At 68.9% G+C, this 23,010-nt stretch carries 9 protein-coding genes; 5 read left to right on the top strand and 4 right to left on the bottom strand.

Going from position 1 to position 23,010, the window contains the following annotated elements; translation table 11 throughout:
- Positions 1-14 precede the first annotated feature (14 nt).
- Positions 15-1,565 carry a sensor domain-containing diguanylate cyclase gene (locus BT264_RS15745; RefSeq protein ID WP_072438581.1) on the bottom strand — a complete coding sequence of 517 codons (1,551 nt, stop codon included), beginning with the start codon at positions 1,563-1,565 and terminating at the stop codon, positions 15-17.
- A gap of 535 nt (positions 1,566-2,100) precedes the next feature.
- On the opposite strand from BT264_RS15745, the gene BT264_RS15740 reads away from it, so the two are divergent.
- From BT264_RS15740 to BT264_RS15730, 3 genes are read left to right on the top strand one after another with little or no spacing between them, the layout of a single operon-like run.
- The gene (locus tag BT264_RS15740; RefSeq protein WP_072438579.1) at positions 2,101-4,992 is read left to right on the top strand and encodes a xanthine dehydrogenase family protein molybdopterin-binding subunit; all 2,892 of its coding nucleotides are present in this window, start codon (positions 2,101-2,103) and stop codon (positions 4,990-4,992) included.
- Positions 4,989-5,675, top strand: a complete 687-nt coding sequence (locus tag BT264_RS15735; protein WP_072438577.1) for a (2Fe-2S)-binding protein — start codon at positions 4,989-4,991, stop codon at positions 5,673-5,675. Before BT264_RS15740 ends, BT264_RS15735 begins: the two co-directional genes overlap by 4 nt.
- Positions 5,672-6,931 (top strand): cytochrome c, encoded by a 1,260-nt coding sequence (locus BT264_RS15730; RefSeq protein WP_072438575.1) that lies wholly within the window; start codon positions 5,672-5,674, stop codon positions 6,929-6,931. Before BT264_RS15735 ends, BT264_RS15730 begins: the two co-directional genes overlap by 4 nt.
- A gap of 95 nt (positions 6,932-7,026) precedes the next feature.
- Here the strand turns inward: BT264_RS15730 and BT264_RS39195 are convergent, their stop codons facing one another.
- Positions 7,027-7,197, bottom strand: a complete 171-nt coding sequence (locus tag BT264_RS39195; RefSeq protein ID WP_177318371.1) for a hypothetical protein — start codon at positions 7,195-7,197, stop codon at positions 7,027-7,029.
- 210 nt (positions 7,198-7,407) lie between these two features.
- On the opposite strand from BT264_RS39195, the gene BT264_RS15725 reads away from it, so the two are divergent.
- The gene (locus tag BT264_RS15725) at positions 7,408-7,881 is read left to right on the top strand and encodes a hypothetical protein (protein WP_072438573.1); all 474 of its coding nucleotides are present in this window, start codon (positions 7,408-7,410) and stop codon (positions 7,879-7,881) included.
- 97 nt (positions 7,882-7,978) lie between these two features.
- Here the strand turns inward: BT264_RS15725 and pal are convergent, their stop codons facing one another.
- Positions 7,979-8,470 carry a peptidoglycan-associated lipoprotein Pal gene (gene pal, locus BT264_RS15720; RefSeq protein WP_072438571.1) on the bottom strand — a complete coding sequence of 164 codons (492 nt, stop codon included), beginning with the start codon at positions 8,468-8,470 and terminating at the stop codon, positions 7,979-7,981.
- A gap of 409 nt (positions 8,471-8,879) precedes the next feature.
- Positions 8,880-10,091 (bottom strand): porin, encoded by a 1,212-nt coding sequence (locus BT264_RS15710; RefSeq protein ID WP_072438567.1) that lies wholly within the window; start codon positions 10,089-10,091, stop codon positions 8,880-8,882.
- 525 nt (positions 10,092-10,616) lie between these two features.
- Between BT264_RS15710 and BT264_RS15705 the strand changes: the two genes are divergently transcribed.
- On the top strand, positions 10,617-22,961 hold the full coding sequence (locus tag BT264_RS15705; protein WP_072438565.1) for an LWXIA domain-containing protein: 12,345 nt from the start codon (positions 10,617-10,619) through the stop codon (positions 22,959-22,961).
- The last annotated feature ends 49 nt before the right edge of the window (positions 22,962-23,010 follow it).

The raw sequence follows: 23,010 nt of genomic DNA, 5'->3' as shown, positions 1-23,010 counted from the left end.
CGCGTGCCGTCGGATCAGCTGGCGGTGACCGGCGCCACGCGGCGGCTGCCGTTCGAATAGAAGCGGTAGATGCCCTTGCCGGCCGACTTCGCGTCGTACAGCGCGCTGTCGGCCTGACGGATCAGTTCGTCGGGGGAGCCGTGCCCGTCGTCGAGCGCGATGCCGATGCTGATCCCGAGGCTGACGATCTTGCCGATCGACAGCGTATACGGTGCCGAGATCTGCCGGATGATGCGCGCGGCGAGGATCGAGCACGCGTGCATCGTCGTGTCGTCGATCGCGACCACGAATTCGTCGCCGCCGATGCGCGCCGCAAGCTCGCCGGGCGGCAGCGTCTTGCCGAGCCGCTCGGCGACCTGCGTCAGCACCTCGTCGCCGGCCTGGTGGCCGAAGCGGTCGTTGATCGCCTTGAAGCCGTCGAGGTCGAGATACATGACGGCGAGCGACGGGCCCGGCATGCGCGGCCGGTGCGACAGCATCCGCTTGAGCCGGGCATGCAGTTCGTGGCGGTTCGGCAAACCCGTCAGCGCGTCGTGCCGCGCGAGATGCCGGATGTGCTGCTCGGTCTGGCGGCGCGCGGTGACGTCCTCGACGATGATCACTGCATTGCCGTCCGGCACGCGGTGGCGCGTCAGTTCGAGTTGGCGGCCGTCGGCGAGCACGATGTCGAACGGCTCGGGTTCGTCGCGGGTCAGCCAGACGTCGCACTGCGCGGCGAGACCGGCGCCGCCGGGATCGCATATGGCGTTCGCGCCGAGCGCCGCGACGACGTCGGCCAGCCGCGTTTCGAGCATGATCTCGCGCGGCGAGCCGAACAGCTGCGCGGTGCGGCGGTTCGCGACGATCACGCGGGTCTCGCCGTCGATCATGCACAGACCGTGCGGCATGTAGGTGAGTGCGGCGTCGAAGTGCGCGACGAGTTCGGCGTTGCGCTGGCGCGCGGCGATCAGCGCGACGAGCACGCGGTAATGGCGCTGCACGACCGTGCGCATGGCCGCGAGATAGATCGCGAGCGGCGGCAGCAGCAGCCACGCGCCGGGCCGGTCCGCCAGCAACGCGCCGAGGCCGATCGGCAGCACGCCGAGCGTGACCTGCGTCATCGCGAGCCGCGGCAGCGCCGAATTGCGCGACGCGATCCCGCCGAACACGCCGCCCGCGACCATCACCGACAGCGTGCCGAGCTCGACGTCGACGGCGTCCACGCAGCCCATCACGCCGAGGCCGAGCACGTAGCATGCGGCGAGCGACACGGGCGCATAGCGCCTCGCCCAGTATTCGGCGCGATCGTCGCCGGCGTCGCGGTGCACCGTGTACGCACGCGCGATCGCGAGCCGGGCGGCGAGCAGGCCGACGTCGACGATCAGCCACACGAGACACCAGAGTTGCTGCAGCCGGATCAGCGCGACGGCCGCGACGAAGCCGCTCGCGAGCCCGGACATCGCCATCGGGCGAATATCTTCGAACAGCGTGACCAGCATCGACGGGCGCAACGCCGCCGTGACACGGTGGTTGCCGGAGGAGGGTGTGGCGAGAACGGAGTTCAGGATTGATGCCCTGACTGCCATGGTTTTTGACCTCGACACGAGTCGCGATGGCTGGCGGCGCCCGCACGGCACGTGGCGGAGGCGCCGGCAAGCCGGATACGCGCGACATTACCATGAAACACGGGCGGCGCGGGGTGCCCGGACGCATGGCAGGCGCAGTTCATCGACACTGAACACCGCGCCGGCCGCAAGTCGTCAACCACGCCTGCGAAATTGTTGCGCATTCGAAGGAGGCAGGCAGGATCGTTGCGAACGGAACAATGTACGGCGGCCGACCGGAGACCGGCCGCGATGCGTGGCGCGCTTGCCCGTCGGGTGCTGTCGATGCCGGCCGAAGCCGGTGTGACGGGAGGCAAACGCGCGCAAATCGCCGACGCATTGCGCACCCCGCGACCACGCGCCGCACCTCGGCTGAATCCCGTTATAAGAAATTCAATAAGTATTTCATGCGGGAAATACTATAGGCGATATATCAAAAACAATGCCAGAATGCGCGCCGCTCCGAACGCCGCGACACCCGATCGCCGATCGAGCCGCATCAGGAGGTTCCCCCCAAATGAAAAACCACGGCCTGTCACGGCGGGGTTTTCTGAAAGCCAGCGTGCTGGCGGGCGTCGCGGTGTATGTCGCGCCGCTGGGCAGCCGCGCATTCGCGGCGCTCTTCGAAGAAAAACTCCTCACCCCCGTCAAATGGGATAGCGTCACCGGCATCCCCCAATTCCGCATCGACGGCATCGCGAAGGTCACGGGCTCGAAAGTGTTCGCCCGCGACGTCCGCGCGGCCGACATGCCGCACTGGCCGCAGCAGCAGTCGCATGCGCTGATCCTGCGCGTCACGCAGGCCGACCGCACCTACGAAGGCTTCGACCTGTCGCTGCTCGGCGACGACCTGAAGCCGGACCGCGTGGTCACGGCCGACGATCTGGCGCGCGACGGCGTCGCGTTCCCGGCGTTCTACGGCGACGACATGCTGTTGCCGGCCGGCAAGACGCCCGCGTATCTCGGCCATGCGGTCGCGATCCTCATCTATCACGACTTCGCGCGCTTCCGCTTCGCGAAGAACGCGCTCAAGTTCCGTGACGACGTGATCCGCTACGGCGCGGTCACGGGCCCGCTCGAGCGCGATCCGTGGGGCACCTTCCGCTACGTGCGCGTAGGCGGCAAGACGGCGTACGACGACGACGTCTATTCGAGCCTGAAGGATGCGCCGATCTTCCCGAGCATGATGCGCAAGCATCTGCCGGTATGGCCGGACGGCAAGGAGCACGGCAAGCTCGACGAGCAGGGCATGTTCCTCGCGGGGCAGATCGCCGCCGAGCTCGACCATCCGACGGCCGACTGGCTCGTGTTCGATCGCGAGTACAACACGCAGTCGGTCGATACGGCCGCGCTCGAACCCGACAACGCGAACTGCTGGTACGACGCCGCGACGCAGTCGCTGCATCTCGTCGTGCCGACGCAATCGCCGCTCGAAGTGGCGGAGAACGCGGCCGCGATGGTCGCGAAAACCCGCTTCCCGGTGAAGAAGCTGTTCGTGCATCCGTGCTACACGGTCGGCTACGGCTCCAAGGATCACTTCAACGTGCCGTTCTACGGGCTCGCCTGCGCGCTATACGCGGACGGCCGCCCGGTGCGTTTCGCGAACGATCGCTACGAGCAGTTCCAGACGTCGCTGAAGCGTCACGCGTTCAGGATGCACTACCGGATCGCGGTCGACCGCAACACGGGCCTGCTGCAGTCGTTCAAGGGCGACTTCGAGGCGAACGGCGGCGGGCGCTCGAACTTCTCGCCGTCGGTGGCGATGGTCGGCGCGACGGCCGCGCAATCGATCTACTACTTCCCGAAGAGCGACCTCGCGGCGGTGGCGATCGCGTCGCGCGCGATCGACGCCGGTTCCGCGCGCGGCTACGGCACGCTGCAGAGCATGGCCGCGACCGAGATGGCGATCGACGAGATCGCCGCGCAACTGAACCTCGACCCGATCGATTTCCGGCTGCGCAACGCGCTGCGTTCGGGAATGAAGAACACGCAGGGCGCGATTCCCGCCGGCGCGCTGCGCGTCGACGAAGTGCTGGAGCGCGCGAAGCAGCATCCGCTGTGGACGCGCCGCGCCGCGCGCAAGGCGGAATTCGAGGCCGCGAACCCGGGCAAGCGCTACGGCGTCGGCTTCGCGTGCGTGCAGAAGGATTTCGGCACGGGCGCGGAAGCGTCGTTCGCGAAGGTCGAGTTCGACGAGCACGGCAAGGTATCGCTGCAGCACACGGCTGCCGAGATCGGCACGGGCATGTCGACGTCGCAGGCCGTCGCGGTCGCGAAATGGCTCGGCCGTCCGGCGACCGAAGTACGGGTTGCCGTGACCGAATGGCCGGACCTGCCGGTCGAGACGAGCGGCGATCCGTACATCATGTCGCAGGCCGACCAGGATCGGCTGAGCGCGAACCCGCGCTGGTCGCCGAACTATGCGTCGCCGTCGAGCGCGACGAATTCGGCGTACTACTTCACGCACAGCACGCGCGAAGCCGCGCGCGCTGTGTTCCGCTACGGGCTGTGGCCGGCCGCGATGTCGATCTGGACGCGCGGCCTCGGCGGCGGCCAGGCTGCGCCATACACGATCCGCATCGAGGACGCACGCTGGGTCGACGGCAAGCTGACCGCCGACGGCCTCGAGCCGCTGACGTTCGAACAGCTCGCGAAGCAGGCGCATGCGCTCGGCCTGCCGACCGGCGCCGTCGTGCACGTGTTCAACCGCTGGCAATGGACCGAGGCCGAGTTCGAAATGGGCGGCACGGTCGAACGCCTGCCGATCGACGGGCTGTCGCTGCGCGTCGGCGCGCCGAAGACGGGCGACAAGACGGGCGACGACAACGGCCCGGTGCCGGGCACCGCCGCGCCGGCCGGCGCGACCGCGATGCGCGGCACGCTGCCGCCGACCGCGAACGGCTACCGCGTGCTGGACCGCAAGCGCGTGTTCATCCCGCCGACGAGCCGCAACAACGCGGCCGTCACGTACTACACGGCTGTCGGCACGCTCGTCGAGCTGGCCGTGCACGAAGCGACCGGCAAGGTCGAACTGCTCACGCACCACTCGATCATGGAATGCGGCAACCAGATTTCGCCGCAGCTCGTGTCGGGCCAGTTGCAGGGCGGCCTCGCGATGGGCATCGGCCATGCGCTGCATGAATATCTGCCGCTCTACGAGGACGGCCCCGGCAACGGCACGTGGAACTTCAACCGCTACCCGTTGCCGCGCGCATCCGACGTCGCCGTATGGTCGCAGACGGGCGACATCCTGCCGCCGCTGTCCGAGACGGATCCGCCGAAGGGCGTCGCCGAAGTGGTGATGATCCCCGTCGTCGGCGCGATCGTGAACGGCATCGCGCACGCGATCGGCCATCGTTTCACCGACCTGCCGGTGACCCCGCAAAAGATTCAGGAGGTGCTCGCATGACGACCGCCCAAACCGCGGCTTCGGCCGCGAGCGCCAGCGCGGCTGCGACCGGCGCTTCCGCGCCGAACGCGGCTTCGGCCGCGCCGGCATCCGCTCCGGCTGCTGCGCCCGTCGCCGTAGAGCGTCCGCTCGTCCGGTTCCAGCAGAAGCCGCTGTCGGTCAACATCAACGGCAAGGCCGTCGGCCCGATGCAGGTGCCCGAAGGGCTGATGATGATCGAGTTCCTGCACGAATACGCAGGCCTTACCGGTTCGCGGCTCGGTTGCGGGCAGGGCATCTGCCACGCATGCGTCGTGATCGTCGACAAGCCGGACGGCACGAGCGAGGAAATGCGCACCTGCATCACCGGCGCGCACTTCTTCCACGGCCGCTCGATCCGCACGATCGAAGGCCACGCGAAGCGCAACGACGCGGGCGAAGTGGTCGAGCTGTCGCCGATCCAGCAGAAGTTCCTCGAGCACTTCAGCTTCCAGTGCGGCTACTGCACGCCGGGCTTCGTCAACGCGGCGACCGTGCTGATCGAGCGCCTGAAGCGCGAGCCGATCGCGAAGGCCGACGTCGAACGCACGATCACCGACGCGCTCGACGCGCACATCTGCCGCTGCACGGGCTACGTCCGCTACTACGAAGCCGTGAAGGACGTGGTGCTGACGACGCCGGGACTCGTGAAGGACGCCGCATGAAACGCACATTCGCCCATCGTGTCGCGCGTGCCGCGGGCTTGCCCGCGCTCGCGGCGGCCTGCGCGCTGTTGCTCGCCGCCTGCGGCGGCCATGACGCGCCGGCCTCGAACGTCGCATCCGGTGCGCCCGGCGCCGATCAGGTCGCGCTCGGCCGTTATCTCGTCAAGGCCGCCGACTGCGCGGCGTGCCATACCGCGAAGGACGGCGCGCCGTTCGCCGGCGGCGCGAAGCTCGATTCGCCGTACGGCACGTTCTATGGCTCGAACATCACGCCCGACAAGGATCACGGGATCGGCAACTGGAGCGCGGACGATTTCTACGCCGCGCTGCACGACGGCAAGGCGCCGTCCAAGCGGCTGTATCCGTCGATGCCGTACACGTCGTACCGGCAGCTCACGCGTGCCGATACCGACGCGATGTACGCGTACCTGATGACGATCAGGCCGGTCGCGCAGGAAAACCGCGCGCACGAGCTGAAGTTCCCGTACAACCTGCGCTTCGGCATGGCCGTGTGGGATCTGTTGTTCCTGAAGGACAGCCTGCCGGACGCGTCGGCCGGGCAATCCGCCGACTGGCAGCGCGGCCGCTATCTGGCGAACGCGCTCGGTCACTGCGCGGAATGCCACACGCCGCGCACGTTCACGGGCCAACTGGACAGCGCGAAGCCGCTCGCCGGCGCCGCGCTCGGCCGCGTGGCCGCGCCTGACATCACGCCGGCCGGCCTCGCCGCGCGCGGCTGGACGGGCACCGACCTGCAGGCGTTCTTCGGCGTCGGCATCGCGCCGCAAGGCTCGGCGTTCGGCGAGATGTATCCGGTCGTGCACCTGAGCACGCAGACCCTGACGAAGGACGACCTGCGCGCGCTGTCCGTGTACCTGCTCGGCGATACGCCGCCCGCGCCGCAGCCCGTGAAGCCGGTGTCGGCCGACGCCGCGCAGCTCGCGGCCGGCCGCTCGGTATATCTCGCGGTGTGCGCGGGCTGTCACGGCTTCAACGGCGAAGGCAAGCCGCACGTTGCGGTGCCGATGAACGGCAACTCGACGGTGCGTCAGGACGATCCGCGCAACCTGCTGGTCGCGATGCTCGACGGCATCGACGAGCAGAAATTTGCCGGCTTCGAAAACCTGCAGCCGATGCCGGGTTTCGCACGCACGCTGAGCGATGACGAACTCGCACAGCTCGCGAACTACCTGCGCGCGACGTGGGGCGGCCAGCCCGCGAGCGTCACGCCGGCCGACGTGAAGGCGATGCGTTAGGTCCAGGTCACGCCGCAGGGCGGGGCGTCGCGCGCGATGCGGCCGGTTTCCGGTGCTCGCGCGCGATGCGTCGCCCGACTTTTCGAGGCGGTTCTTCAGTAGCCGCCGCCACCTCCGCCACCGCCTCCGCCGCCTCCCGAGCCGCCGCCGCCGTACCGGCTCATGCCCGGTCCTTGCGAAGTGCCGCTGCCCGGCTGCGTACATCCCGCCGACAGCACAAGCATCAGCGCCGCGATCAACGCCGCGGCCAACGTTGTCGATTTCATTGCAATCTCCTTGCAGCGCGCAGGCCGCAGGACAGGCCGGTTCGCGTGAACCGCGCGTCTACGCGATGACGAAACGTCTCGGGCGGGCCGTTTATTCCATGCTTTTTGCGTATCGTCGCGCGCGATGGTGCCGGATCGGATCCGCTGCGCGGTGCCTTGGTACACTCCGGCACGCCGCCATTCCGATTCCGACTACAAAATACAAAAACCATGAGTGCAACCCTCGAGAGCCCTTCGCGCAAACCGTTGCGTGCGTCCGGCCGTGCAGTGTTCGGCTGCCTGTCATTTGCCGTCGGCGGCCCGCTGGTCGCGGCGCTCGTCTGGCCGGGCGTGATGCTGATCGCGTGGTCGTTGATCGACGGCCCGTCATGGGACGTCCTGAAAACCAGCGCGAGCATGGTGCCGCTGATCTTCTTTGCATCGTTCCTGTTCGGCTATTTCCTGCCCGCGATGGTGACCGGCGGCATCATGGGGGCGCTCGGCACGCGCATCCGGCGGCGCTGGTTCGTGTTGCTGGGCGTGATCGTGGGCGCCGGCACGATGGTCGGTTATGTGCTGCTCCAGACCTGGCTGATCAAGGCGGACAAGGTGGGCGATATCGACGCGATCGCGACGCTCGATGCGATCGTCACGTCGGCCGTGATGTCGCACTGGCTGCATCGGCGGCTCGAACGTCGGCGTTGAGCGCGCCGCGCCGCGTATCGGGTGCGTGAACGGTGACGCGCATGAACCCGGCGAGCCGAACGGCACCGCTCGGCCGCGCCCGGCGGCCGGTGGCCGGTCAACGATAGACGAGATCGGCGCGGCGGTTCTGCGCCCACGAATCCTCGTCGTGGCCGAGCGCGACCGGCTTTTCCTTGCCGAGGCTGACGGCCTCGAGTTGCGTGCCCGGCACGCCGAGCGTTTCCAGCGCGCTCAACACGGCTTGCGAACGGCGTTGGCCGAGCGCGAGGTTGTATTCGGACGTCCCGCGTTCGTCGGTGTTGCCCTGGATCAGCACGCGCCGGGCCGGATGGCCGCGCAGATAGTCGGCGTGCGCCTGCAGCAGCGACTGGAATTCGGGCTTCACGGAGTACGCGTCGAAATCGAAATAGATGCTGCGCTTCGCGAGCGGGCTGTTCGGATTGTCGAGATCGTCGGCCGTCACCGTTGCGACGGCTTCGCTCGATGGTGTCGGCGCCATGCCGGCATTCTCGGGTGTTTTCGCCGCGTGGTGGCAACCGGCCAGCAGCGCGACGGCGGCCAGGATCGCAAATCGGTTCGTTTTGCTCATCGTTCGTCTCCAGCGGTTGACTGCGTTGAAAGCGTGGTGCGTGTCATCGGCACGTAGGTATCCGGCTGCAACGGCGCGAAAGGTTCGGCTCCGTCGACGCGATGCATGTCCGTAAGCCGGTGGTGCGCCATGTGAAAGAGTGTTGCGACCGGAACACCGAATCACCGCGTCGCTGCAAACAGAGTAGGAAAAATGTCGCAACGCGACCAGTTTCTCCGCATTTTTTGCGCGGACGCGACAGTCGGGGACGCATTCTTGCTCCCGCCGGCGCCGCGCGGTACGCAATGCCGCAGCGAAAGGGCCGCGCACGGGCGCGGCCCTTTCTGCACAGGTCACCACGATCGAGCGGGGCTCGAAACGCGTGCCGTACGCGATCGACCGGGCAGTGAAGCGGCGAAGCGCCGCGTCGTCAGAACTTGTGCCGCAGCCCCAGTGCGACGACGACCTGGTTGCTGTTCGCCGAAGGCGTCAGCGTCCAGACGGTCGCGTTGAACGCGGGATTGCCGTTGCCGCCGCTCACGCTCTGGTACACGCCTTCGAGATACGCGTCCGTGCGCTTGGACAGCGCATAGTCGGCCTGCGCGACGACCTGGTTCCACTTCGGGCGCGTCTGGCCCGTGCGCGTGTCGAAGCGGCCCATCGTGTACGTGTACGCGGCGGCGAGGCTCAACGCGCGCGTGACGAAGAAGCGCCCGTCGACCGTGAAGTTGTCGAACACGAGCGATTCGCCTTTCAGCGGCGCGATATTGCTGCCCTGTAGCACGCCCGTCACGCCGTCGGTGGTCGAGTGCGACCACGCGGCGCCGACCGAATGCGGCCCGAACGCATAACGGCCGGCCGCGGCCCAGATCTGCTGGTTGCCGCCCGTGATCGTCGCCGACCCGTCGACCGTGCTCAGCGCACCGTCCGGGTTCGGCGCATTGCGGTCGCGGCTGATCTTCAGGTAGCCGGCGCCGAGCTTCAGCGGCCCGTTCGCATACGACAGCCCCGCGCTCCATGCCGCATTGTTGGCGAACTGGCCGGCCGTGTTCGAGAAACCGAACATCGCGCCGAACGTCAGCCCGCGATACGTCGGGCTCGTGTATTTCACCGCGTTGTTGATGCGAAGGTTGCGGTTCGAATCGTCGTTGTCGTACGGATGGACCGCGAGGTTGCCGCCCCAGCCGGGGCCGGACGCACCGAGCGGCGTCACGAAGTCGAGGATCAGGTCGTACTGGCGGCCGAACGTCAGCGTGCCGGCCGTCTTCGAGCTCACGCCGAGCCATGCCTGGCGGCCAAACATGTCGACGCCCTTCTGCGACAGCTTGCCGGTGGTGCCCGAGAAGCCGTTTTCGAGCGTGAAGACCGCGGCCATGCCGCCGCCGAGATCCTCGCGGCCGCGCAGCCCCCAGCGCGACGCGTTCAGTGCGCCGCTTGTCATCGCGACGCTGCCGCTGCCGGGCGAGCCGGCGCCCTGCGTGCGCTGGTTGGTCGAGTAGGTGATCGACGTGTCGATCAGGCCGTACAGCGTCACGCTGCTCTGTGCGTGCGCGATGGCCGGCGCGAAGCCGGTCAGGCATGCGGCGATCACGGTCCCCGCGACGCGCGCGCCGGCATGCTTGTTCATCTGGTAGGAATGCATAGGAGTTTTTATCGTTGGCCCGGCGCGGTCGCCGGCGGGTCGCGCCGCCATGCTGGCCGGCGGATCGAGCGGCCATTATTGGAGATCGTGCGACGGTCGATTAAGGCGTTGCACAGGAAAGGTCCTCTGCGGAATCGAGCAGAATCGCTGCGCGCCGGCGCCGGGGATCCAGTCGGGAGCGCGGCGCGTGTGGCGCAGGAGGGTGTGCGTCGCGGCGTCGGCGACGCGTTTCGGTTTCAGTGCGGCCGCTGCCGCGGCTTTCGCCAGGCCAATGGGTATTGGATGGACGACACGGGCGGAGGCAACGGAAAAATTTACCGTTCGTGCTGCGCCGAACCGGTATCGGCAAGCAACGGCCGTTGCCCGCACCACATTCGTAGCGCACGTTTCCCGGTGCCGGCGTAACCGGGCCGGCGACTACGTAATTCGCGACTTTTTGCGCGTTGTCGGTTCGGCACAATGGACCATTGCGCGTGGCGGCCTGCCGCTTGCCCGGTACGTCACGCATGCCGCGGGAGAACGGACATGGTGTTGATGGCAGTGGGAGGGGGCGGGGGCGGACCGGTCGACGTGCCGCAGCCGCAGAGCGACAACAACCCGACGAACAACAACGGGACGAACACCAACGGCGCCGCCGGCGCCCCTCCGGCCCAGACACCCGAACAGAAGGCCCTTGCCGCGGCGCAGGCCGAGACGCAGCGCCTGCTCCAGCTGGCGCAGGCGGAGATGGCGACGCTCAAGCGCCTGAACGACCAGGGCGCGTCGCAAGCCGACCTCGACAACCAGGTCAAGAAGGCCGAGAGCGCGTGGGGCGCCGTGCAGGCAGCCGTCGAGAACCAGATGCGCGTCGCCGCGGACGGCGGCGGCGACACGAACAAGGCGATCGCGGGCGTCGCGGCGGACCTGCGCAACGCGACGCCGAACGATCCCGTGCTCAGCGAGGTCCTCGACGATGCGCAGAAGGCGGTCTCGGCGGAATCGGCACCCCAGCGGGCGACCAACGAGAAGGCATTCCAGCTTGCGCAGGTCGCGCAGCAGGATCAGGCCGCGAATGCCGACTTGCAGCGGTACAACGCGTTGCCGGGCGGGATCCGCCGCGACGACCCCGATACCGGTGCGCAGTTGCGTCAGGCGGCCAGCACGGCCGACGCGAACAGCGACACCGCCTACACGGCGCTGACGACCGCACTGCGCCACGAATACAGCGTGTCGGCCGCGACGCTGCGCCTGAACGACGCGAAGGCTGACTACGCGGCGTGGCAGAAGGAACCGGGCGGATTGCGCCGTGCCGACGAGGCCGACATCACGCGGGAGATGTCGCAGGCACAGAGCCAGTACGACAAGGTGGTGACGGGCGGCGACGACACCGCGCTGACCTACGTGACGCCCGACGAGCAGAAACAGACCGTCGCGTCCGTGAAGCAGAACCACGACGGCATGTGGTACACCGGCCTCGTCGACGTATTCGGCGAGCAAAGCCAGCTCAAGCGCACGATCGCGACGATCAATCCCGACGATCCGTCGCTGACGCCGCAGATGAAGCAGCTCGCGCAGTCCGATCCGGTTACCTTTGCGCTGCTGCAGGACACGGGCCAGACCGTCGACCCGAACGACCCGAAGCTGTCGACGCAGGAACAGGCGCTGGCCAAGCAGAACCCGCTCGCGGAGGCGTTCGTCAAGCTGACGGGCGTCGAAGTGAATCCGGCCAACGTGACGGACCCGGCCGCGGCCAAGACGCTGAAGGATCAGATCGACCAGCAGGGCGTGTTCCAGTATGCAATGGGGAAGGTCGACCCGAAGTCGCCCGGGCCCGGATACCAGAAGATCCAGCTGCTGCTCGCGGCGGCGCCCGACGTGCGGCTGCAGTACACGAAGCAGCAGGTCTCGCAGCTGATGCAGAGCCCGGGCAGCAACCCCGGCGCCGCGCTCCAGGTGCTGAAGACCAACATGGACGCATCGTTCTCGCTGGACGAGCGCCAGACGCTGTGGACGCAGGCCGGCCAGCCGCATTTCGACGCGAACTTCATCCATTCGCAGATCGATCCGCTGATGCAGAAGCCCGATTCGAAGGCGACGGACCAGGCGAGCATGCAGGCGCGTTACGACGGCAGGATGAATGCCGACAAGGCCGGCAAATGGATGCAGGACATCCTCGCCAATGCGCCGCCCGAATTCGCGGGCGTCGTGCTCGACACCGTCAAGAAGGATTTCGGCAACAAGTGGACGCAGTCGAACACGGGCACGCCGCAGCCTTACGGGGACGGCACCGAGTTCTACAAGGGGCTCAGCAAGGCGGTCGGGCTGGCCGACCAGCAGCCGACCGCGAACGGCGAGCCCGTGCATCGCGAGGACGACGTCGCGAGCTGGCTGCTCGACGCCAACGGCAACGCGAAGACGATGATCTACACGCTGCGCGGCAGCGACACGGGATACGGGTTCGACGGCGTGCGCCAGGCGCTTTCGTCCGGCGTCGATCCTTCGCTGTCGAAGGCGCTGCTGTCGAAGATGCAGAACGACGACCGGTTCCGCTCGGGCTTCGCGAACGACTTCCAGCTGCGTTACCAGCAAGGCACCGAGCACGCGCAGAGCAACCAGAACAAGCAGGCCGCGACGGCCAGCTACAACCTGTTCAAGTCCGATCCGGACAAGCAGCTGAAGGCGTACTTCAACGACTTCCAGAAGAACTTCGACGGCCAGTCCCGGACGTTCACGGTCGGTTCCGACCAGCTCACGAACTTCGTCGGCGCGGGGCTCGGGATACAGCCCGACGACCCGGGCGCGGTGCCGACCGACGCGAACGACGTGCCGTCGATGGCGCTGCTCGAGCAGATGATCGTCGGCAACGGGCAGTTGCTGAACGGCACGGCGGTGAACAGCCAGTCGCTGTACGCAAAGAATTCCGCCGCAACACAGATGATCCAGACCGTCGTCGACCAGATCCGGAAAGTCGGCGGCGATCACGCGGTCGTGTCGCTGGTGCCGATCTACTACGTGTCGAAGAGCACGGGCACCGCGCCGAGCGCGCTGTTCAAGGTGCAGGTCGAGGGGCATCCGGACCAGTACAAGCTGATCGACGATCGCGGCTGGAAGTACGACACCGTCGACGACTACCAGCACAACAATGCGCTGTCCGACGACGGCCAGTTGTACGTGCCGAAGAACCTGAAGCTCGATGGGTCGCCCGTCGATCTCGGGCAATACGAACCGATCGACGCGCACAAGACGGAGTGGTACCAGCACGCCGAACACATTCTCGAGATCGGCACCGGCATACTCGCGGCGGCCGGCGGTGTCGTGCTGGTCGCGAGCGGGATCGGGGCGATCGGCGGCGGCCCGCTGATCGGTTATGCGATGGCGGCCGTCGGTGCGGGGATGGCGGTCGGCGTGCCGACCGCCATCGCCGACCTGAAGAACCTGAGCGATCACGGCCAGTCGACCGGCTTCGGCAATGCGCAGGCGCGCGGCGACTGGATCAGCCTGATCGGCAGCGGCGCCGGCTTCGCGGGCGGCGGGCTCGGCGTCGCGGCGAAGTCGTTCGCCGAAGCGTCGTCGCTGTTGCGCACGACCGGGCAGGTCTCGGACCTGCTCACGCTGGCATCGCGCGGCGAGGGCGTCACGGCCGAGGCGGCCGGGGTCGGCAGTCTGACGCAGGGGGCCGACGCGTTCCAGACGCTCGCGCAGATGACCGGCCGCACGGCCGGGGTGTTCAACGTCACCGGCGGCGTGATCGGCGGTTACCAGATGGCCGACCAGGGCGTGTCGCTGGTGAAGAACTGGGATGCGATGTCCGATTCCGATCGCGCGCAGCAGTTGCTGAACCTCGGGATCGGCGTCGCGCAGATGGGCCTCGGTTCGCACACGCTGATGGAGCGGCCGATCCGCGCGATCACGAAGACGCCCGCGCCGCCGGCAATGCCGCGGCCGGTCGCGGTCGACGTCGTGAACTCGATGCTCGCCAACGGGCTCGCGAACCAGCGTCTCGCGGTCGGCGAGATCGGCAACCCGTGGCAACACGCGGAGGAACAGGCGAACAGTTTCGGCGAATCGGCCGACGACGGCGAACCGGTGTCGCCGGCCGGCACGGGGCTGCGGGCGAGATTCTCCGCGTGGCTGCGGGCGCACCGCACACTGGGCATGCCGGAAGACGGCGGCGCGATCCCGTTGAGACTGGCGCCCGACGCCGAAGCAATCGACGGCGAACCCACGCCGGCGATCGCGCACGCGCTGGCCGCCGACGAAGCGCCGCCGACCGAGGCCGGCACGCCTGCAACGACGGGACGTCCCGCGTCGTGGGAAATTCCCGCGCGCGCGGCGGCCGATCCGGACGTGCTGCGCAGCGTGGTCGGATCGGTTCTCGCCGGCGGCAACCGTCTCGAAGACATCGAATACTACGTGTACGCGCTGGAGGATACCGAAGGCAACGTGCGCAACCCGGAGGAGGACGGACTGCCCGCGACCGACCGCGGCAACCTGCCGGACGACATCCGCGCGGCGAACGCGGACGAACGGCGCGCGGCCGCGGGCGACGATGCGGCGGCACGCGCGGCCGCGGCATCCGACGCGGACGGCACGATCGGCGTGACGCGGTATGCGTCGTACCACGACGCGATGATGGTCGCGCTCGGCGGGACGGTGGCGGGCCGCTACCAGGTCGCGCTGGTCGACACCACGAGGCTCGCCGCGGACGGCACGGTGCCGCCCGAAGCGATGGTCGGCCATGTCGGGCTCGACGATGCCGGCAAGGCGCTGACCCTGTCGATGAACGATACGTACGATCGCACGCTGCGCGTGGTGTATCCGCGCGGATTCGATCCGGCCAAGCCGCTGATCCGCTTCGAGGACGGCAAGCGCATCGACGTGGTCAACGCGCTGGTCGGCATGCACGAAACGCAGTGGGGCGCGTATCCGCGCCGCGAAGCCGACCTCGCGATCTATTCGAACCACCCGTCACAGCCCGAGAACCGGCTGCCAGCGGGCGAGCGACCGTTGATGCCGGTGCCGCCCGGCTACTTCGCGGTGTACGCGCACGCGTGGTCCGATGCGTTCGCGAGCGCGACCGGCAAGCCGATGAGCGCCGACGACGTGGCCGAGATGGTGCGCCAGAGCGGCTGGGACGGTAAATCGCCGGTGATCCTTTATGCGTGCGGCGCGGGCACGCGCGTGACGTCGTTCGCGCAACTGCTGGCGAACGTGCTGGGGGTGGACGTGTACGGCTCGAGCGGCTTCGTCGTATGGCGTTCGCCGCGCTATCGCAGCGACGGCCCCGACTCCGGTTACACGGCCGGCATCGAGCTGGAACCCGGCGCGCCCAGTTACGCGGGGAAGCCCGACCACTCGGTGCAGTATGCGCCGCGTACCTACCGATTCTCGCCGGCCTTGGCGGTCATCGATCAGGGCGCGCATGCGGTCGACTGGAGCACCGTGGCGCCGCGCCCGGTTTCGAACCGCTGGGGCGGCCGCGACGCGTCGGGGCAGTCACGCGTGCCGCTCGGCGTGTACGTGTGGCGCGTGCTGACGAATCGCGGGGCGATCGTCAATCCGCGCAGCGGCCGTTCGGCGAGCGCGCTCGAGATGACGTACGCGCTGGAGGATCTGGCGTGGAAGGGCTACACGCCGGGCGTGCCGGTCGCACTGGAGGGGCCGCACAGCGGCGCCGATCCCGAGTTGCTGCAGGAATTCGCGGACCTGATCCAGGCGCCGGTATTCGGCCGGCTCGGCGACGACGACGCGGCCGGGTGGCGCCGCGCGATTCCCGATCCGGGCCGCCGGCTCGCGCGCTTCCAGATCGAACCCGACGTGAACGGGAAGTTCTCGCCTGGCCGCGCACAGCCGGTTCGCGTCAATCCGCTGGAACTGCGGCCCGTGCCGGGTTCGAGCGTCGTGAACCTGCTCGGCCACGCGACCGCGCGGCAATTCCTGAAGGTGTCGGGCTTCGACATCGCCGAATCGCACGGCACGAAGCCGCGCGACGTGAGCTGGGAGAGCTCGGCCGCCGTCACGCAAGGCGGCAGCACGATGTCGCCGAGGGAATTCGCCCGCAAGCTGCTCGAGGATCCCGCCTATACGGAGGGCAACGGCGTGCTGCTGACGGGCTGCTATCTCGGCTCCGGCAGCTATCCGTTCGCGCAGGAGCTTGCGTACGAGCTGCAGGTGCCCGTGATCGCGTCGATCGCATCCAACTCGGTGCGCGGCACCGGGGCGCTGTTCCTGCATCCGAACAGCGACGACATCGTCGTGCCGGCGCACGATCCCGACGTGTCGACGCGGCTCTATCTGCATATCCCCGAGGCGCCCGATGCGAGCGATCCGCCGATGGTGTTCGCGCGGCGGGGCGAACCCGTGCCGAACGCGGCCACGCACGGCGACGCGCCGGTCGAACCGGTGCGCCCGATCGAAGCGCAGATCGATCCGGAAGCGGACAGCGGGCGGCGCGGCAACGCGGGCACGCCGGGCGATGCCGGGCGGCCGGCATCGACGCCGCGCGGGCCCGCGCATCCGCGTCTCGCGCCCGAACCGGACGCGGGCGAGCCGCCCGTCTATGTGCCGACCCCGCTCGTCGAGGTCGGGCCCGGGCAGATCTTCACGGCGGACGAATGGGCCGCGCGCACCGAGCAGGCCGTCGCGGACGAGGCCGACGACGGCCTGTCGGGCATCCCGCAGAAGATTTATCCGAAGAACAGCCGCGTCTATACGGATCGCAGGATCGTCGACGGCGGCGTGATCACGACGACGATCCACGGCCAGTCGATCCTGCAGACGGGATTCGACGACGTGACCGGCGTCGACGCGACGCAGCACCCGGAATTCCTGCGCCCGGCCGACACGCTGCTGATGCCGCCGAGCGACCCGCTGCATGCGATCGGCGCGCGCGCGCTGATGTCGCCGCCCGGTCATCACGTGGTGTTCGGACACGGGATGTCGGCCGACGCGATGCTGGGCCCCGAAGGCCGGCCGCTGACGCCGGACGAGGTGGCCGAGCGCGTCGCGCCGCATCTCGAACCGGGGCAGGACGTGACGCTGTATTCGTGCTTCGGCGGTTCGAACAAGCACGATCCGTTGCGCGTTGCGCCCGGTCAGGTGCGGGCCGCGAGCACGACGTTCGCCGCCGCGCTCGCGCAGCGCCTGTCCGAGCTCACGGGGCGGCCGACGTCGGTCTGGGCGCCGCCGGACATCCTGCTCGTCGAGCACGACGGTTCGACCGCCGTGCGCGGGACGCGACTGACCGGCCAGGTCGACAAGGATCGCCTGCCGATGCAGAGCTTCCGCGGCGATCCGGCGCGCGCCGGACGCGCGGCGCTTCCCGCCGGGTCGGGCGTGGAGTCGGGCGCCGAACCTTCGCCGGCCACCGCGTACACGGCGGCCCGGCCGATGCGCGATGCACCGGTGCGGCCGACCGTGCCGCGCGTGCCCGATCCGACGTTTGCCGATCCCGGCTACGACTTCACCGAGATTCCGGACGACACGTTCGAATCGGTCACGCTCGACCATCCGTTCCGCAGCGCGCTGACCGATCGGCCGGGCGTGATCGGCGACGCCGCGCGCGTCACGCGTGCCGGCGGCACCGTGAGCCAGCGCTGGCCCAGCTATTTCCTCGACGAACCCCAGCCGACCCGCGTGATCGACGGCGTGATGCAGGCGTTCGATGAAGCCGGCCTGACTAACCTGCGCGTCGAATTCGTCACGCGCGACGGCAGCATCGTGCTCGGCAGCGGCACCGATTTCGGCGCGCTCGATCCCGAGGAAGGCTGGTTCCGCTTCAGCGGCACCGTGCCCGACGCCACGGCCGCGGCAACGCATGCGCAGGGCCACACGATGCCCGATGGACAGCGCGCGCTGCCGGAGGGCACGCGGGTGGTCGCGCACGACGATCTCGGCCCGGCGCTCGATGCGGCGCATACCGGGCCGCGCCATCACGCGTACGTGCCGGCCGATGCGCTACCGGACGCAATCGCCTTCGCGCAGGGCGACCTGACGGCGCAGGAACGCGTCGCGGCCCACGCGGTGGCGAACCTGGCCGCCGTCGAGGCCGCCGCGCCGGCCGACGTCGTGCTGTTGTCGGCGCTCGGCCACGATCCGGCACGCGCGCTGCGCATCACGACGCCCGGCGGCGAGCTGTTCAAGCCGGCCGGCGTCGACATGTATGTCGTGCGAACCCGTGACGCGGCTACCGGCGACGTGTCGTACCGGCTCGCCGGCGTCGATCGTTCCGGATTGCCGGAAGGATATGCGGCCGTGCATGCGTCCGGATTGCGCGCGGTCGGCTCGGTCGCCGGCCGCCCGGTCTGGCCGATGCTCGGCGGTGCGGACCCGGCCGCCGGCCGCCTCGCGGGCACCGCCGGCGACCCGTCCGGCGCGGCGACGCCCGCCACCGTCGCCGGTCATGCGGGCGCGCCCGCCGCGCCGCAGGGCACCGCGGCGGCGACAGCGGCCGATCCGCAGGCGCGTGCGGCCGCATGGCTCGACAGCGTCGGCCGGCGCACGCTCACGCGCATCGACGGCCGGCACGCGCCGACCCTCGACGGGCTGGCACGCCAGTTCGGACCCAACGCGCACGTGCTGATCACGACGCATAGCGTGCCGCCCGCCGACGGCGCCGAGCACGCGATGCCGGCGGTCGTCGCGGTGCTCGAAACCGATGCGCATGGCACGCTGGGCCCGGCGCGGATGCTGAACGGCAAACGCGTGCAGCAGACGCTTCAAAAGGCGCTCGAGCAAGCCACCGGCCACGGGCGCCGCGCGCGGCGCCAGTACGATTTCTACGTATCGCCGGTCACGCACGACGAGCTGGTGCAACTCGGCGGCCCGTCGAAGATCGAGACGCCGGACGGCAAGACGTCGTGGCCCGTGACCGCGTCGGGCCCGATCGATCCCGAGCTCGCCGCCGCCGTGTCGAAGCTGCAGGACGCGCCGGGCTTCAAGCGGCCGCGCCAGGCGGTGCGCGCGGTCGAAGGCGAGCACCGCTGGATTCACGTGGTCGAGGACGAGACGGGCAAGGTGCTCGGCTACGCGCAGCGCAACACGAACCACGAATGGAAGTACGTCGAGAAGGCGCCGCTCGGCGATACCGAGATTCCCGAGCAGAACCTGCGTACCGTGTTCCGGCGCCGCCGCCGGGGCGGCATTCCGGTCGGCCGCTCGCCGCGCCGCGGTATCCGGTTCGTGGTCAGCGATGTCAGGCCCGAGGTCGTCGATCGCATCGGCGGGTTCCGGCCGGCAAAGGACGCCGCCACCGACAAGAAGCCGTTGCGCTCGGCCGGCGACATGTTCCAGTCGATCGTGCCGGTCCGCAAACCGCTGGCAACCGCGGAGCAGGGCGGCGGCACGAATGCGGCGCCGCGGCCGCCGGTCGATCCGCACCTGTTGCCGTCGGACAAGTCCACACTCAACGCGGTCGACTTCAGCGGCAACGGCGTGTCGCACCTGTTGACCGCGATCCGCAACGGCTCGCTGGACGGCGGGCGTCACGTGATCTACGTGTTCAAGACGGATCGGGCAGTGGCCGAGGCACTCGACAATCCGCTCGGCGCGATCGCGGCGCGCAACGGCGAGATGCGCTGGTTCGACGAGATCAAGCACGCGGGTAACCAGAACAAGCCGGGCATCCCGCTCGACGAAATGCCGATCGGTACCGATCGCTTCGGCGCGGACGTGCATTTCCTGCTCACGCAGTTGCAGCCGCGCGACTTTCTGAACAGTGCGCGGCCGACGCGCGTCGCGGCGCTCGAGGCACGTGAGAAAGCGCTCAAGGAGCAAGTGTCCGACGCGCAGGCGCGCGGGCAGCAGTCGGCGGCGTTCCGCGCGCTGGCGGCCCGCCTCCAGCACCGCTACAACGACGTGCTCGGCGAACTGCGGCGTCTGGGGAGCAGCGGCCAGGCGCCCGAGTCGCTGTCGATCGAACCGTACCAGCCTGGGTTGCCGTCGGCCACGGTCGTCGAGTTCAGCCTGCGCAACGGCGCGGCGAAGACCGAGGATTATTTCCCGACCCACGAGCAGATCGAGGCCTTCAACAAACAGGCTCGGCGGCCCGGCGACGTGAATCTCGTGCTGAAGGGCGAACCGCAGGCCGTGATGGTCGACGTGGGCATGTGGCGCACGCTGCTCAACAAGCTGTTTGTCGCGCGCGACGTATCGACGTCGGCATCGCGATTCCTGCCGGTCAACGGCAAGCTGCGCCCGCACACGCGCCGCGTCGGCGCCGCGACCGTCGCCGACAAGCGGATCCGGCAATTCCACACGCGCTCGGACCCGCAGTTGCAGGACAGGATGGTGCCGATGGCGCGTTCGTACTCGTTGCGCGACGATCCGGCGCTGATGGGCGCGCAGGTCGAACGGTACGGCGGCGTGATGCCGGTCGTTACGCTCGTGATCGACCCGCATTCGCTCGCGGCGGCGCTCGGCAAGGCACACGATCCGGATTTCCTGAGCGCGGTGAAGGCACTCGGCGACCAGAAGCATGCGAAGTTCGACGGCGAGAACGGGATGATTCATCCCGCGCCCGGTTCGGACGGGAAGGCGCTCGCGCTCGACGATCTCGAACATCTGCACCGCTGGCTCGACGAGGCGGCGCGCACGGGTTTCGCGATCCGGCTCGAGACGGCGCCGTCGCGCGCGCTCGTGTCCGGCGTCGACTACCGGTTCCAGTCGGGCACCAACGACACGTATCACGACTATGTGCGGGTCGTCACGGCGCTCGAACGCTGGTCGAACGCGCATCCCGACACGGTCGCGCCGAACGTGATGGTCACGTTCCACGGCTGGGACGCGGTACCCGAATCGGTGCCGGGCGCGGGGCACGAGAAGCTGCTGCGCGCGGTGCTCGAGCGCAAGGGGCTCGAATGGGTGCATATGGGGCTGTCATACGGCACGCACGGCGCGGACTTCATCGGCAACCAGGAGCTCACCGGCGCGCTCGCGAAGCTGATCGTCGAAAACCGCAACCGGCCCGAGGTGATCAACCGCCTGCACGGCGCGGATGCGTTGACGCGCGTGTTCGAACGTGTCGACCGGACGACGCTGGCGAATCAACATCAGTTGCTGTTCGCGGAGGTCGAGCGCATCGGCGCCGCGCACGGAATGACGCCCGCCGAAATCGCCGGGTTGCGCCAGAAAATCTACGAAGGCAACACGACGGTGTGGCTGAATCAGGCGCGCAAGGCGACGATCGAGCACGCGACGAAGAAGTGGGACGCCGACGGCAACAAGCCGCGCTTCCCCACGGACAAGGGCGCGCGCGCGTTCGGCGGGCGCTGGCTGAAGCAATACGGCAGCAGCGTGCCCGACCGCGTGACCACGCGCGCGCGGCCGGCCGCGGCGGACCCGCTCGACCACTGGCGTGCGGTCGTGCGCGATCCCGCGCTGATCAACGACGGCACGAAGCCGATCGGCGCGAGCCGCCGGGAGGCCGCCCAACTCGCGCAGGTCGCCATTCCCGACGCGAAGCGCGCGCAGGCGGAACTGCATGCGCTGCGCGTGCACGACGAGCCGATCGGCGACAACCGGCCGCCGCCGTCGCCGCGGCGGATTGCCGGCGACATCACGGCGGCCACCGTGACCGGTGGCGCCGGGGCCGGCTTGCTCATCGGGCTGGGCCGGGAGTCGGTGCGCACCGCGACGAATTCGCTGTATGCGGGGCTGCGGGTCGGCCGCGTGTTCCAGGCGCTGCATCACGGCGCGGTCGCCAGCCTGAAGAACGGCGATCCGCGCGTGTTCGACCGGGTGGTCGACCGGCTCGTGCGCGGGCTGCAGACGCAACTGAAGGCGAACGGTTTCGACGTGGCGGGGCGCGGCGCGCAACTGGAGCAGATTGCGTACGAGGGCAAGGCAAAGGCTGCGCAGCTGCGCGCGCTCAACGATGACGGGCAACTGTCGTTCGACGATACGGTGACGCATACGAAGGCGATCGCCGCCGACATGCTCGCGCAGATGCAGGGCGTGGTGGGCGGGACGTCGCTGAAGCTGCTGCATCACGGCAGCCCGCGACACTCGATCGGCCGGATCGGCCGCGTGCTTGCGCTGGGCGGTTACGCCGGCTCGATCACGATGAACGCGGCCAAGGCGTACGCGAAGGGAGACTTGGTGGCCGGCGGGCAGGCCGTGGGCGGGCTATTCAGCGCCGCCTATACCGGCATCGTTTACAAGGGCAGCCTGCGCGGCGTGAATGCCGAGAATCGCAGCCAGCTGGCACGTACCGTGAGCGCGACCGGCGATTACCTGACCTCGGCGATGAGCATCGCAAGCGGCATCCATACCGCGATGACGGGCGATCCGTATACCGGCACGCTGACGACGATGTCCGGTGTGCTGCTCGGTGCCGGGCGCCTGCATTCGCATTTCCCGAATGCGACGCCGTGGCTGGAGCGCTTGCCGACCGGCATCGCGCTGGCGCCGGTGGCGATCTTCGGCGTCATGCAGGGGATCAATCTGATTACCTCGGCGACGTCGGACGATAAGCACAAGACGCCCGGTTCATCGACGAATCATTCGGGTTCGAACGCCGGGACGCCGACGCCGGGCGCGTCGCTTGCGCCGTCGCCGGGCGCGACGACGGCGCCGGCTCAGCCGAACGCGTCAGCGACGCCGTCGCAACCGAGCGCATCCGCGGCACCGTCGCAATCGGCGCAGCCTCCGTCGAGTTCGCCAAGTGCTACGCCGCTGACCGTGAATGTGGTCGCGGGCGATTCGTTGTGGACGATTGCCGAACGTCACGAAGGATCGCTGCTTGCCGCGGCCCATGTGCCGGCCGATCAACAGCAGCGGATGTCGGACGGTCAGCGGATCAACGTCGCGCTCAACGAGATTCTGCAGCTCAACCGGAATCTGGCGAGCAATCCGGGCGAGATCGCTCCCGGGCAGCAGGTGATCGTCGGGTGATGGATGGCGGCGAGTTCGGGCGGTGCTTGCCGGCGCAGGGCGTCGGCAA

The sequence above is a fragment of the Burkholderia sp. NFPP32 genome (genome assembly GCF_900119325.1).
GTDB classification, from domain to species: domain Bacteria; phylum Pseudomonadota; class Gammaproteobacteria; order Burkholderiales; family Burkholderiaceae; genus Burkholderia; species Burkholderia pyrrocinia_C.
This window is presented reverse-complemented; position numbering and strand designations above follow the sequence as displayed.

What these genes read in the sequence shown, in the direction of transcription:
- BT264_RS15745 (WP_072438581.1), bottom strand. Translation starts at nt 1,565, where the DNA reads ATGGCAGTCAGGGCATCAATCCTGAACTCCGTTCTCGCCACACCCTCC.
- BT264_RS15740 (WP_072438579.1), top strand. Translation starts at nt 2,101, where the DNA reads ATGAAAAACCACGGCCTGTCACGGCGGGGTTTTCTGAAAGCCAGCGTG.
- BT264_RS15735 (WP_072438577.1), top strand. Translation starts at nt 4,989, where the DNA reads ATGACGACCGCCCAAACCGCGGCTTCGGCCGCGAGCGCCAGCGCGGCT.
- BT264_RS15730 (WP_072438575.1), top strand. Translation starts at nt 5,672, where the DNA reads ATGAAACGCACATTCGCCCATCGTGTCGCGCGTGCCGCGGGCTTGCCC.
- BT264_RS39195 (WP_177318371.1), bottom strand. Translation starts at nt 7,197, where the DNA reads ATGAAATCGACAACGTTGGCCGCGGCGTTGATCGCGGCGCTGATGCTT.
- BT264_RS15725 (WP_072438573.1), top strand. Translation starts at nt 7,408, where the DNA reads ATGAGTGCAACCCTCGAGAGCCCTTCGCGCAAACCGTTGCGTGCGTCC.
- pal (WP_072438571.1), bottom strand. Translation starts at nt 8,470, where the DNA reads ATGAGCAAAACGAACCGATTTGCGATCCTGGCCGCCGTCGCGCTGCTG.
- BT264_RS15710 (WP_072438567.1), bottom strand. Translation starts at nt 10,091, where the DNA reads ATGCATTCCTACCAGATGAACAAGCATGCCGGCGCGCGCGTCGCGGGG.
- BT264_RS15705 (WP_072438565.1), top strand. Translation starts at nt 10,617, where the DNA reads ATGGTGTTGATGGCAGTGGGAGGGGGCGGGGGCGGACCGGTCGACGTG.